At 38.2% G+C, this 14,372-nt stretch carries 10 protein-coding genes; 2 read left to right on the top strand and 8 right to left on the bottom strand.

All coding sequences use genetic code 11. The annotated features are described in order from the left end of the window. Position 1: 1 nt before the first annotated feature. Together bioA and ASF86_RS16780 are read right to left on the bottom strand one after the other, a co-directional pair. Positions 2–1,282, bottom strand: a complete 1,281-nt coding sequence (gene bioA, locus ASF86_RS16785) for an adenosylmethionine--8-amino-7-oxononanoate transaminase (protein ID WP_056483870.1) — start codon at positions 1,280–1,282, stop codon at positions 2–4. Positions 1,283–1,375: 93 nt separating this feature from the next. After that, on the bottom strand, positions 1,376–2,107 hold the full coding sequence (locus tag ASF86_RS16780; RefSeq protein WP_056483866.1) for a hypothetical protein: 732 nt from the start codon (positions 2,105–2,107) through the stop codon (positions 1,376–1,378). 355 nt (positions 2,108–2,462) lie between these two features. On the opposite strand from ASF86_RS16780, the gene otsB reads away from it, so the two are divergent. After that, a complete protein-coding gene (otsB, locus tag ASF86_RS16775) occupies positions 2,463–3,314 on the top strand; it encodes a trehalose-phosphatase (RefSeq protein WP_056483863.1) in 852 nt (283 codons plus the stop codon). Next, a complete protein-coding gene (locus ASF86_RS16770) occupies positions 3,302–4,735 on the top strand; it encodes an alpha,alpha-trehalose-phosphate synthase (UDP-forming) (protein ID WP_056483860.1) in 1,434 nt (477 codons plus the stop codon). The genes otsB and ASF86_RS16770 overlap by 13 nt, the downstream gene beginning before the upstream one ends. A gap of 68 nt (positions 4,736–4,803) precedes the next feature. Here ASF86_RS16770 and ASF86_RS16765 read toward each other — a convergent pair whose 3' ends face one another. The 6 genes from ASF86_RS16765 to ASF86_RS16740 all read right to left on the bottom strand — a co-directional run bounded on the left by ASF86_RS16765 (position 4,804) and on the right by ASF86_RS16740 (position 14,310). Further along, a complete protein-coding gene (locus ASF86_RS16765; protein ID WP_081407752.1) occupies positions 4,804–5,994 on the bottom strand; it encodes an MFS transporter in 1,191 nt (396 codons plus the stop codon). 288 nt (positions 5,995–6,282) lie between these two features. Next, positions 6,283–6,747: a heteropolymeric bacterioferritin subunit Ftn gene (gene ftn, locus ASF86_RS16760; RefSeq protein WP_001214863.1), complete on the bottom strand. Its 465-nt coding sequence runs from the start codon at positions 6,745–6,747 to the stop codon at positions 6,283–6,285. 252 nt (positions 6,748–6,999) lie between these two features. After that, positions 7,000–9,039: an NAD-dependent DNA ligase LigA gene (gene ligA / locus ASF86_RS16755; RefSeq protein ID WP_005042769.1), complete on the bottom strand. Its 2,040-nt coding sequence runs from the start codon at positions 9,037–9,039 to the stop codon at positions 7,000–7,002. Between the two features lie 94 nt (positions 9,040–9,133). Then, positions 9,134–10,153, bottom strand: coding sequence for a cell division protein ZipA C-terminal FtsZ-binding domain-containing protein (locus ASF86_RS16750; protein WP_056483854.1), 1,020 nt, complete (start codon positions 10,151–10,153; stop codon positions 9,134–9,136). 1 nt (position 10,154) lies between these two features. Further along, on the bottom strand, positions 10,155–13,604 hold the full coding sequence (smc, locus tag ASF86_RS16745) for a chromosome segregation protein SMC (protein ID WP_056483851.1): 3,450 nt from the start codon (positions 13,602–13,604) through the stop codon (positions 10,155–10,157). 10 nt (positions 13,605–13,614) lie between these two features. Continuing rightward, on the bottom strand, positions 13,615–14,310 hold the full coding sequence (locus ASF86_RS16740; protein ID WP_003653383.1) for a GntR family transcriptional regulator: 696 nt from the start codon (positions 14,308–14,310) through the stop codon (positions 13,615–13,617). Between the last annotated feature and the right edge of the window lie 62 nt (positions 14,311–14,372).

The following is a 14,372-nucleotide window of genomic DNA, read 5'->3' as shown; positions in this document are numbered from 1 at the left end:
TTCAATGCACTCCCTGCATGGTTTTAACAACCTCAACCAACTGCTCAAGCAAATAGCTTAATTCCTGACTGGTAATCACATAAGGTGGCATTACATAGACCAATTTACCAAAAGGACGAATCCAAATTCCACGATCAACAAACTGTTGCTGCAATGTTTTCATATCAACATTCACAGTGAGTTCAACTACCCCTATTGCCCCCAATACTCTTACATCAGCAACATAATCAAGCTGATTGAGTGGTGTTAAGTATTGAGTAAGTTGTTGTTCAATTCGCTCAATATTGGCTTGCCAATCTTGCTCAATTAATAATTGAGTACTTTTTAAGGCAACAGCACAAGCAAGGGGGTTCGCCATAAAGGTTGGACCATGCATAAATACGCCAGCCTCACCGCGACTAATGGTCTCGGCAACATGCTTCGTCGTTAAGGTAGCAGACAATGTTATATAACCACCTGTTAGCCCTTTACCTATGCACATAATATCTGGCTCGACTTGTGCATGTTCCCACGCAAAGAGCTTACCAGTACGCCCAAAGCCTGTCGCAATTTCGTCAAAAATTAATAACAGATTATATTGTTCACAAAGTGCTTTGGCTTGACGTAGATATTCAGGATGATAAAAACGCATGCCGCCTGCACCCTGTACAATCGGCTCAATAATTAAGGCTGCAAGATGCTCATGATTTTGCTGAATCGCTTGTTCTAATTCTGCAATATCTTGTGGATTCCATTCTTCATGAAATTTGGTTTGCGGTGCTGCAACAAAAAGACGATTTGGTAAGCTTGTACCAAAAATCTGATGCATGCCTGTAACTGGATCACACACCGACATCGCATTCCATGTATCCCCATGGTAGCCAGAACGCGTTGTAATAAAATTTGTTTTTTGCGGTTTATCTTGAGCGGTCCAAAACTGTACTGCCATTTTCAAAGCAACTTCAACGGCAACAGAACCTGAATCTGCATAGAAAATTTTATCGAGACTTGGCGGGGTAATTTTTAAAAGAATTTTTCCAAGTTCAATTGCAGGATCATGGGTTAAACCACCAAACATGATGTGAGACATATTTTGTAATTGATCGGTCACTGCCTGATTGAGTTCAGGGTGGTTATAGCCGTGAATAGCACACCACCAAGATGACATACCATCAATTAAAGCCCTACCATCATCTAACTCAATCGTCGCGCCATAAGCACGTTTAACTTTAAATGTTGGTAAAGGTTGGGTCATTGAAGTATAAGGATGCCAAATATGTTCCAAATCAAAATTATCGGTCATCCTATTTACCCTTTTACAGCGTTCAAATCTTTCATTGAACACATGTTAAACCTGTTAAGAATGAAAGAAAATTGCGATATCAATCAAAGCTGATTAACTTTGCTGATGAATTGTTAAAAATTGGCAGATTTCTTCAATTGTTCGTTCTACTTGTAGATATGGAAAAGCATGAGTAGCTTCATTTAATACTTTGTATTTCATCTTTTCTGTCGCGATATGTGCAAAATTTTCCTCAATTTTGCAAGGAATGACACCATCTTGCTCTGCAAATAAATGAAGCTGCAGACCTGAGTAATTTTTTAAGTTATCTACCAAGTTTAAATGCTCTAACATTTCTAACCCTTGTAATAACAACTCATACGGGGGCGGATTTGCTATATTTTGCATGTTTAGCCAATCTTTTTTAGCTTGTGCTGATCCTTGAGTAATTAAATAATAAAAGCGCTTTAAAGTGACTTGTTGGTTTTGCAAAAAAGAAGCTTTAAATTGACTGAACACATCAGCAGGCATTGCAGTCTGCCAATTAGTATTAGCAACAAAACATGGATTAGAAGCAAGTGTAATTAAAGTTTTAGTTAGACCAGTGCTCTTATAAAAAGAATCAACTAAGTGAGTTGCTAATTGACCTCCTAAAGACCACCCAATTACAGTATCGACATCATTCAATAAATTAAGCTGTTTCTGGAAACTTTCAGTTAAAACATCAAATATATTAATAAGTTGCACATCAAAACCCTTCTGCTGCAAATGCAATTTTAATGGTTGCAAAGGTTCAATTCCTACTCCCCACCCTGTAATCAATAAAATTTTATTTTGTAACTTCATATTCTTACCCAAAGCTCATTTAATGCAAATTATATATTAATATTTCAAAAAATATCTTTTAAAATCAGCCATAAAATTTAAAAATATTGATTTTAGATCACACATTAAAACCTATTAATATTCTGAAATATATTGATAAATAAAACGCGCATTATTAATAGGAAACATACAAAAATTTAATTATCTAAACATTGAAGCCCATCAAAAAACAACATACTCACACTTCGCCTATAAATCCATTATGCAATGTAATTAATGTTAATACTTATGTTTTTTTATTAAAAGAAATGACTCATCAATTCATTTTAATGTTAGAAGATTAATTATTGATCAAGAAAATATTGGGAAGGCTAATATGAACAGTCAAAGTACAATATCTAATGGGAGAGAGAAAAACACATATTTTGTTACATCCAATGATATTATAAATACCTTATCCTTAGATAAAAATTACTGTTTATTTTTAGATATTGATGGAACATTAGCACCATTTCAAATTAATCCTGAGCAAAGTTTTATTCCAAAAACCACATTAGAAATTATAAAAGAAATTATTGAATTAAATATTCCCGTTATTGCTGTAACAGGTCGTGATATAGATACAGCAGGCAAGCTACTAGCCCCTATTGAGGTTCCTATTGCAGGTTTACATGGTTTAGATATTTATTTTGGTTCAGATAATTATATTCGACCAGATTTAAGCAGTATTAATTTTAAAAAATTAAAACAAGATATTATAAAAGCTTGTGAGAAATATCCTGAATTATTAATTGAAGATAAAGGATATTCTATTGCTTTACATTATCGTGAAAATCCCAAATTAGAAAATCATGCATTTAATATAATGCAACAGATTAAATCCTTTTATCCCCAGTTAAAAATAAATAGGGGAAAATTTGTGGTTGAATTAATTCCTGACCAAGCTGATAAAGGTAAAGCAATTCAAACTATATTAAATCATCTCAATTTACCCTCAGCGTTACCTATTTTTATAGGAGATGATTTAACAGATGAATCTGGTTTTATTTGTATTAATCAGCAATCTGGCCTCACCATTAAAGTAGGTTCTGGTGAAACACATGCCAAATATAGATTAAAAGATATCGATGACGTCGCTAATTTTCTTTTTTTATTTCAAAACAGAATAAAAAACTTATATGTCAAAAATAGCCGAAATCAGAATGGAGAAAAAATATGTCTAAATTAATCGTATTATCGAACCGAATAAGTATGCCATCTGGTAAGGCTTCAGCAGGTGGCCTTGCTGTAGCTGTACAAGATGCATTAAATGATAGCAATGGTATTTGGTTAGGCTGGAATGGTCAGCAAATTACCGATAGCGAAGCGCCAGAATTTGAGCAGGCCTATTCTCAGGGAATTGACTACATCACCTGCCCTCTCACTCATCAACAATACGCGCAATATTACTGTGGTTTTGCAAATAAGGTTCTGTGGCCAGCGATGCATGACCGAGAGGATCTTATTGAATATGATTCGCAAGAATATAAAACCTATCAAAAGGTCAATCGATTATTCGCTGAAAAGTTAAAACAGCTGGCTCAGCCTGAAGATATCATCTGGATACATGATTATCATTTTTTTAGTGTAGCCCGCTACTGCCGTGAATTAGGCATGCAAAATAAAATTGGTTTCTTTCTGCATATTCCTTTTGCTAGCCTGAACATCTGGCTCAAAATTCCTGTGGCTCGAGAATTAATTCAAGACTTGAGCCAATATGATGTAATTGGTTTACAAACCCAGATTGATCAAAATGCATGTATGCAAACATGTTTAAGTTTACTTGAAGCTCAGAAAATTTACCGTGACAGTATCAGCTACAAAAAGCGTCAAATACTAATTAAATCGTACCCGATTGGCGTTCAGCCAGAGATTATACAAAAGCAAGCGCAACAAGATTTGCCAAACCCTTGTGTGTTTAATTTTGAAGAAATACCTCGTCAAAAAACAATCATTGGGGTTGACCGAATTGATTATTCAAAAGGTTTACTTGAGCGTTTTAATGCATTTGCAACCTTCTTGGAAACTAATCCTGAATATCATGGGTTAGTCCGACATCTGCAAGTTGCAACACCGTCACGTACTGATATTGCAGTTTATCAACGTTTATACGAACGTTTTAAGACCAAGTTGGAATTGATTAATGAAGAGTTTGCACATGAAGACTGGAGACCTGTAGATTGTTGCTATGATCCAGTTCAACACCATAATCTCATGCATATTTATCGTCACTCCGATATTTGCTGGATTAGTTCACTACGCGATGGTATGAACCTAGTCGCTAAAGAATATATTGCAGCTCAAGATCCGGAGAATCCTGGCGTACTAATTTTATCTAAATATGCTGGTGCTGCTGAGCAAATGTCTCAAGCCTTGATTGTTGATCCGCAAGACAGAGCAGCAATGATGGATGCTTTAAAAATGGCTTTAGAAATGTCTAAAGCTGAGCGTATTAATCGTTATCAACAATTGATAGAGGGTTTATCAGCATCTGATCTTACTCATTGGAGAAACGATTTCTTAGATGATTTGGAAAAAACACTAACTTTACTGATGAAACCTCAGCGCTTATTACAAGACAATTATCAATCTATCTATCAGGTTTTATAAATCTAAATAAAAGAACATCGAGAAATTAAATTCTCGATGTTCTTTAGATTGTTTCTATTATTTATAAATTAATTCGCCTTTGCGAGTGTAAAGCGATTAAGTAAAGCAATAATAAATAGTAATACTGCTACACCTGTTAAAACTGTACTTAAACCAGTCCATTCACCAATTAAACCAATTAAAGCTGGCCCACTTAAGGAACCTGTATAGGCAATTGTTGATACTAAAGAAAGTGCCGCTGCTTTAGGCATATCGTTTTGTCGCCCTACGCGAGAAAACATCACTGGCACAATATTGGAACAGCCTAATCCTAAAAGTGCATAGCCTAATACAACCACTTGCCATACGGGTGCGGTCACAATAACAGCCATACCAATTGCTGCACCAATGGCACTATAAGTTACAACATTTTTTTCACCCCATTGTTTTAGCAAAATGTGGCCCGTAAAACGTCCAGTCGTCATGCTCAGAGCAAAAAAGGTATAAGCAAGACCAGCAAAGGCTGGATTAAGTTCATACTTACTTGTTAAATAAATACCACCCCAATCCATTGCCGCACCTTCTGATAAAAAGGCAATAAAACACATCATGCCAATAAGCAGAATAATGCCCTTAGGTCGATAGAGTTTTTTAGGTGTATCGGCTTCTTGATGTGGCTTTTCATCCTGTTCAAAAGACGTTAAACAAGGAGGAATAGCAACTGCACCAATGACGAGCAAAATCATTACAACAGACAAAGTACTCATTAATGGAGAAAGACCTACTGCCAATAATGCAGTCACCAGCATAGCCCCAGTTAAGCCGCCAAGACTGCACATTCCATGGAAGCTAGACATCAGAGCTCGCAGGCTATGTTTTTCAACAACCACTGCCTGTAAATTTATAGCTACTCCAAGACAGCCTGCTGCCGACCCAAACACAAATAATGCTACAGCCATCATCACAATGCTGTTCCACATCGTTAGGCTAGGTAATAACACCATTAACAGCATCAATGCTAACGCAATTAATGGACGACATCCCCAACGCTTGACTAAAGCACCAGTCGCAGGCATCGCAATCATTGAGCCGATACCCATACAAAGCAAAAGCAAACCAAAATCAGCATGATTGAGGTTTAAACGTTGCTGTGCAAAAGGAATCAGGGGTGCCCAAGCTGCGGTCGCAAAACCTAAGCTAAAAAAGCTTAGTCGTGTTGCAAGACGCTGCGTGCTTAAGAGAGTAGCTGTATCTAAAACAGCAGGTTTGGTAAATAACATATTTCGCGAACTCACCATAAAATCATTGGCGATCCATACCAACCGATTTTCCATAGAAAAACCCTTGCCTCATGAAGTTTCTAGGCAAGGGTTTTGTTGGCGAAATTATATCCAATTTCATAAAAAAAACAGGGGGTGTGATACAATTTTTCTGATTTTTTTGTAACTGCCAAAGCCTTATATACTAAGGCTTTGAATATATTAAATTTGAGAAAATACTTTTTTATTTCTATTTTATTAAAGCTAAAAATCAGGCGATAAAAAACCCAGCATCAGCTGGGTTTTTTATTAAATTTGAGATTGAATATAGTTTTGTAAGCCAATCAACTCAATTAAACGTAATTGCTTTTCTAACCAGTAGGTATGGTCTTCTTCAGTATCAGATAGTTGTTGACGTAACATATCACGGCTAATGTAATCGCCTTTCTCTTCACAGAGTTTGATACCTGTCGCTAATTTTTCACGAACATGATATTCAAGTGCTAAATCTGCTTTTAAACAAGAAACAACGTCTGTACCGACATTAATGTCTTCACGGTGCATATTTGGTTTAGCACCTAAAAACAATACACGGCGAATGATCGCATCAGCATGAGAAGCTTCTTCTTGCATCTCATGATCAATACGTTCATAAATTTTATTTAAACCCCAATCTTCATACATACGAGAATGGATTAAATATTGATCACGGGCAGCCAATTCTCCGCCAATGAGCATATTTAAATAGTCTATGACTTCTGGATTGCCACGCATAATAAATCTCCTATCGTATGAGAACTATTATGGGCAATCTTAAAAATGATTGCAAAGTAAAAAATAGTTAAGTTTATGATTTTTATCAAATTAAAATGAGAAACATACGCATTTGCAGTTTAAGTTAATTAAATTTTCTCTGCAAAAAGAAACGCTTGTCCGATTTATACACCCAGACAAGCGTTAAAATATGACATAAACCATCAATTTATTATTTTGTAACTAAAATCAATGGTTCTTATTTCGGTAGATTTATTCGCTTAAGGTCTGCCCATAGCTCGCCATAAGTGATAAGAAATCAGTCTCATTCATAACGACAATACCGAGCTTTGCAGCTTTTTCTAATTTTGAACCTGCTTTTTCACCAGCAACAACACATTTGGTTTTGCTCGATACACTACCGCTCACACGCGCACCTAAGGCTTGTAGCATTTGAGTCGCTTGATCACGGGTCATTTGCTCTAATGTGCCTGTTAAAACCCAACTCTCGCCATTTAATGGCTGGCGTGTTGGTGCAGTCGGCGCATCCCAATGAATTCCTGCTGCAATTAAGCGATCAAGCACTTCAAGGTTATGAGGCGCCAAGAAAAAGTCAGCAATCCATTCTGCTGTAATATCGCCGACATCCGGTGTTTTCTTTAAAGCTTCAACATCGGCAGCTTTTAGGGCTTCTAAAGTTTGGAATGTATTCGCTAACATTCTGGCAGTAGTTTCACCTACCCCACGAATTCCTAAAGCATAAATAAAACGCGCAAGAGTTGTCTTTTTACTGGCTTCGATGGCATCAATCAGATTTTGTACCGACTTCTCGCCCATTTTCTCAATACCGAGTAAAGTTTCTCGGTGCTCATGTAAATGATAGATATCGGCAACATCTTTAAGCAAATCGAGATGTAATAAAGATTCTACCCAACGATCGCCCAAACCTTCAATATCAAGCGCCTTACGTGACACGAAATGACGAATGGCTTCAATTCGCTGAGCAGCACAGTAAAGACCACCAGAACAACGTGCTAAGGCTTCCCCTTCTGGCATTACAACGGGTGAGGCACAAACAGGACAGCTTTCAGGTAAATGTACAATTTCAGCATCAGGTGAGCGGAACTCTGGCCAGACTTTTTCTACTTTAGGAATAACATCGCCAGTACGATAAACACTAACCGTATCGCCAACACGTACATCAAGACGATGGATTTCACCAATGTTGTGTAAAGTTACATTGGAAACCGTAACACCCCCCACAAATACAGGGTTTAAGCGTGCTACAGGAGTCAAAGTACCTGTACGCCCCACTTGCCAATCAATCTGATCAACCGTAGTTAATGCAGCTTGTGCAGGGAATTTATAGGCAGTCGCCCAACGTGGCTCACGACTTAAAAAACCAAGTTGTTGTTGTTGTTTTAAGTCATCAACCTTTACGACCATTCCATCAATTTCAACTTGTAAATCGGGACGTTCTTGCTGAATTTGCTCGTAGCGTTGTTGTACTTCCTGAATTGAATTACATAGATACTGACGTTCAGCAATTTCAAATCCAAGTTGTGTTAGCCATTGCAGGCTATCATGCATGGTGGTTAAGCCATGATTTGGTTCGCACTGTGCAATACCATACGCATAAAATGCTAAAGGTCTGCCAGCAGCAATATTTGGATCGAGCTGTCTTAAACTACCAGCTGCGGCATTACGTGGGTTCGCAAACGTTTTATCGCCTTTTGCTTCCTGATCGGCATTGAGTTTTTCAAAGCCAGACTTTGGCATGAGCACTTCACCACGTACTTCAAGCAGTCGTGGAATTTCAAAATGATCCGAATGCAACACTTTAGGCAAGTTGCGAATAGTTTTAACGTTCTGGGTAATGTCTTCTCCAGTTTCTCCGTCACCACGTGTAACCCCACGTATTAACACACCGTTTTCATACCAAAGCGAAATCGCAAGACCATCGAGTTTTAGTTCTACTTCATATTGTACTTTTTGATTGGGCAAACGCTCTTCGACACGGCGTGCAAATGCAAACAAGTCTTCCTGATTAAAAACATTCCCCAAAGAAAGCATAGGAACCACATGGGTCACACTTTGAAATTTAGAGAGTGCTTGTCCACCTACTTTTGTAGTTGGGGAGTCTGATTGAACCTGTTCTGGATATTGCTCTTCTAAAGCTTTTAACTGGTGAAATAAATGATCATATTCACTGTCCGAGATTGTCGGCTGATCCATCACATAATATGCATGGTTATGCTTTGCAATCAGTTGAATAAGCTGACGCATCTGTTCGATCACGGAAGTTGTTGCCATTATGTTATTCACCATAAAAAAGGGTGGAAATTTCTCCACCCTGAACTGCGACTAGATATGTTGCAATTATCGCAACGAATGTAAAAAATTAAAACTAGGCAGTCGCCTGTGCCGGACGATAATCAATCACATGATGACGCCAGTGCTCTTTTAACTGTGGTGTAAATTCAAGATTATTCTCATCATAAACTTTGCCGTCAATTTCACGAGCAATTAAACCTGCAATACTCGCCATCATGTCAAAACCAGTTACAGCTTTACTGTTTGGAAGCGCAAGGAAAAATGCCAATCCTTGGACTTGTTCAGTAGATAAGGTTTCAAGATCAAACCCAGCTGGTCCATTGTCCGTCATACGCAATACTGAAAACATAAGTACGCTCGGCTCATCAGTATTTTCATAGCGATGGAAACACGACATTTCGCCATAACGTAAACCGTATTTCAGCAGCACTTTAAGTGCTTTATCGCCAGACAACGCGCGACGCGGGTTCGGATAAACATTTAATGCAATAATCTGTTCAGCCATCGCTAATGCACTTTCATCATCATAGCGCTGCTGTTCATGCAAATGCACATCCAGAATATTACTCTCACCTTCAAATTCAGCAATTTCGGCAGTTTCAATATTTGGATTCAAACTCAACTCAGGCTCAGCCTTTTCGCCTTCTGGTTCCAAGCTTTCTTCTGATTTAACAGAAACCGTATCAACCAACTCAACTGAACTATCTGCATTAATGGTAGAGTTTTTTACAGTTTCTTCAGATTTAATTTCATCTGGAGAAGTTTCAACAACTGGTTGAATTTGTTCGGCCGAAATTGATTTAGTAGGTTCTACAGCCAAAGTTTCTGTTTGTTTTGCTTCACTAACTGGTGACGCCGCATTTAAAGTCGGTTCTACTCGCTCTGCGCTAGTCGCCGATACACCCTCGGCTTCAGCTTGCTCAAGCTGATCTCTCACATGCCTAGGTATAACCGGCTGATTACTATCAGGATTAATATGCAAATCACTGTCTAATGAGGGTTCAGCATGGTTTGACTTTTTTAAAATCATTTTTAAGCCAATTAGCATAATAATAATGGCGACAACGATGCCAATAATCGTATTGATTTCCATTCTATGACTCCGAAACTAACCCGTATTCTTTTGCCTGTTCTAAATCGACAGTGACTAATTTTGATGTACCCGGTTCAGGCATGGTCACACCCAACAAATCAGTTGCCATGGTCATCGCCAGCTTATTATGTGTAATGTAAATGAATTGTACATGTTCAGAAAGCTCTTTTACCAAATTACAATATCTCTGAACATTCGCATCATCAAGTGGTGCATCCACTTCATCTAACACACAAAACGGTGCCGGATTCAATCTAAAAATCGCAAATACTAATGCTAAAGCTGTTAAAGCCTTTTCTCCACCGGAAAGTAATGCTAGAGAACTATTTTTCTTACCCGGTGGCCTAGCCATCAGTTTAACACCAGATTGCCAGTCATCTTCAAGACTTAAACTTGCTTCACCACCATTAAAGACCTTTGGAAACAGATTTTGCAACTCTTGATTAATCTGATCAAACGTTGTCATAAACAACTTACGGGTTTCCTGATCAATGCTTTTCATCGCATCTTTTAGTTGAGTTACCGTATTTTCCAAATCTTGAATCTGGTGACTCAACTCATCAAAACGCTGGGAAACTTCTTCAAACTCTTGTGAAGCGGCAAGGTTAACCGCACCGATTTTTTCAAACTGTTTCTGTACTTTTTCCAGTTTTTGCTGGTGCTGGGTTAAATCGATTTGTAAGCCCTTTTGGAGCTCGGCATTTAGCTCTTTAAGCTGTTCTTGGTAATGTTCACGATCTGACTTAGCTGCTTGCCATGCCAAACGTTTTGCTTCAAGTTGTTCTCTGAGCTGCTCATCTTTTTGTTGATATTGATGACGCTGATCTGTCAGGGTTTGTTGTTTTTCCTGCACACTATTTAATTCAAGCTGCCATTCATTCCAGTTCTTTTGCAACTTTTCAGTTTGAGCAAATTGTTGCTGAAATTCGGACTCAAGATTTGGCAACTCTAACTGAATAGGATCAACAAATTTTTTCGCCTGTTCCATTTGAGCATTAATTTGCTGATATTGGCTCTGCAAGAACGAAATATCTTTTTCAAGCAACTCTATCTGTTGAGTCGTTTGCGTACTGTTACGACGTAAAATTTCACGTTCTTGTTGTTGCTGATGCAGAGCTTGTTGTTGGTCCTCTAGTTGCTCTGTTAACTCTTCTACCCGAAATTGCAATGTTTTATAGTCAGGTAAAATGGTTTCAAGCTTGATTGCTAGCGCATGTAAATCAATCTCCAGATCATCTTTTTGCATTGCATCTTCTTCAAGTTGCATGTCTAACTGAGCTAACTGATCTTTCAATTGCTGTTTTTGCAGTAAAAATGCCTGTGCCGCAGTTTGCTGTTTAGCAATTTGCACATCAAGCTGTTGTAAGTCTTTTTGTTTTTGTTTAACAACTTGCTGTTTCTGTTGCACATCAGACTGCAACTGCCCTAGTTCATCTTTTTGCTGAACTACAATTTGATCTAATACTTGTAATTCGGGTTGTTGCTTTTCAAGAACTTGTTCAATTTCATCTAGACGAATGCGATGACTGAGCATACCTTGTGCACTTTGACTCTCGTCATCATACATAAGAGCAATGACCCAATCCTGCCCAACATGATAACCATCTAAAGTCAAAATAGACTGCCCATGTTGCAGTTGCTTTTGCTCATTTAAAGCATGAGTCAAATCTTGTGCAATCGCTACATTCGAAAAGATTGATAGCTGTGGAGATGCAATCCAATCATTTAAACAAGCTAAATTACCTTTAAATTGACTTGTTTGCTCTGAAGGTTTTAACTGGCGAGCAACCCCTTCTTGAAAAGTTTGTTCGGTCTCAAGAATATGAGCTTGTAACCATTTCGCTAAAAACTTTTCAACAATCTGCGCATGTGGTTTGCCTTGCTCTGTTAATTGCAAAGCTTGCATTAAACGTAGTGCATCTTGATGTTGCTTCGGGCTTTGCTTAGCAACAAGCTGGCTTAAGTTTTTCTGCTCTGATAATAAAACTTGTATTTCTGTTTTCAAGCTTTGCTGCTGATTTCTGCTTGCCTGATGTTGCTGTTGAGACTGCTCTAAACGCTGTGAGAGCTGCTCAATTTCCGTCTCAAGTGTCGCAATTTCACGATGAAGCTGCTGTTGCAGTTGCTCAAGCTCACCCTGTTCATCTTCATGAACATGCGATTGAATTTGACTTGCTTGATGTTGCAACGTTTCTTTTTGTTGCTCAATTCTTAGAACATTTTTGCCTAACTGCTCAATTTGGGCAGACATTTGCATCTTTTGCTGCTGTTGTTTTTCAACCTGAGCTTTTACTTGTTCAAACTGTTGTTGTGCTTGTTTTTGCTGGGATTGTAAATCAGCAAAGTTTTGTTCAGCTTCCGTTGCAGTATGCTCAATTGCAGTTAAGGCCTCAGTTTGTTCATCTAACTGATTATTCAACGTTTCAAGTTGCAATTCAGAAAGCTGTAAACGTTCTTTAGTTTGGAATCTTTGCTGTTCTAATTGAACGAGAGTCGTACTGTTTTGCTGGTATAAACTCTGTTTTTGTTCCAGAGTCATTTTCAGTTCAGATAGTTTTTTTTCAGCTTGCTGCCATTCGTGTTGTAGTGGTGAAGATTGCTGAATGAGTCGCTGAAATAAAGCACTGGTTGCTTCTAAATCATGTTCAATCGTACTTAACTCTGAGCGAACCAATTTAAAAGTTTCGCCCAGTTCATTCATTTGAACCGTATATTCTTCTTGTAAGCGTACGCTTTTATCTGCTTGAAAAGATAAAATTTCAATTTTTAGAGTACGAATCTGACCTTCTAATGTTTTATATTGAACGGCTGCTTCTGATTGGCGTTTAAGCGTCTTAAGCTGCGATTTTAACTCTAGGGCAATATCTTCTAAACGTGAAAGGTTTTGCTCAGTATGCTCAAGATGTTGCAAAGTTTCGCGTCGACGAGCTTGATAGCGTGAAACACCTGCTGCCTCTTCAATAAAGATACGCATTTCTTCTGGCTTGGCATCAACCAGACGGTTAATCATTCCTTGCTCAATCACCGCATAAGAACGTGGTCCCAACCCTGTTCCCAAGAAAATATCGGTAATATCACGACGGCGACAACGTGTGCCATTTAAGAAATATTCGGACTTGCCTTCACGAGTGACCTGACGACGAACAGCTAGCTCATTATAAGCATTATAGGATCCACCTAACTTGCCATACGTATTATCAAAACGTAGCTCAACACTCGCCACACCAACTGGCTTACGTTTGGAAGTTCCTGTGAAAATAACATCTTGCATGCTACCACCACGCAGTTGACGAGCATTTGACTCACCCATCACCCAACGAATGGCATCAATTACATTTGATTTGCCACAACCATTTGGACCAACCACTGCTGTGCGGTTAGCCTTAAAATTTAAAGTTGTACTATCTGCAAAAGATTTAAAGCCGGAAAGTTTTAAACTGCTTAAACGCATAATGCCCTAACTAGCGGCGTGAGCGTCTTGCCCAGGCCAATTCAATCTGTTTCATTCGTGTCAGCGATTCCAACACAAGGTTACGTAAGTGTCGACAAAAATCTTCCATAAATAAAGCGGCTTGTTGTGATTTTCGGATCAAAATTGCATCAATCACGAGTTTAAATAATGCAAATGCTTCTTGTAGTTCTCGTTTAGAAGTATTTAAGGTCAAAAAATAACTACGACGTAATGAAGGCAATAACTCTTTATAGAATTTCATTAGATAAGGATTTCCGACCATATCTTGCTGTTCAGCCAGATATTGGAAAACACCATCATAAAATTTCTCGATATCTCCTGCTTTTACATGCTCAAGAAGTTGTTCTAACAATAACTGTAATTGATCTGCTTCATGTGCCCGCCATGTTTCACTTATTCGTTGAACAATATGCCCCAATAACATCATATTTGTGTCAAACAGTGCTTTAACCTGCTGTGCAGACATTTCTGAAACAATTGCCCCACGGCGTGGAAATATCTCAATTAAATGAGTACGCTCTAATAATAACAATGCTTCACGAACTGATCCTCGGCTCACGTCAAGCTCTTTAGCAATACGTAGTTCTTGAATACGCTCGCCTTCAACCAGCTCACCACTAATGATCTGTTCGCTAATATATTTGACAATTTGCTCAGAAAGACTTTCTGTCTCTTCGAGATTCATAAATCACCCGCTACTTTTTATATGCATTAATCCATGCTTTTCTTTCGCATCCTTGTTTTTAA

Source organism: Acinetobacter sp. Leaf130 (genome assembly GCF_001423205.1).
GTDB classification, from domain to species: domain Bacteria; phylum Pseudomonadota; class Gammaproteobacteria; order Pseudomonadales; family Moraxellaceae; genus Acinetobacter; species Acinetobacter calcoaceticus.
The sequence above is the reverse complement of the archived record's forward strand: the minus strand, read 5'-3'. Positions and strand labels throughout refer to the sequence as shown.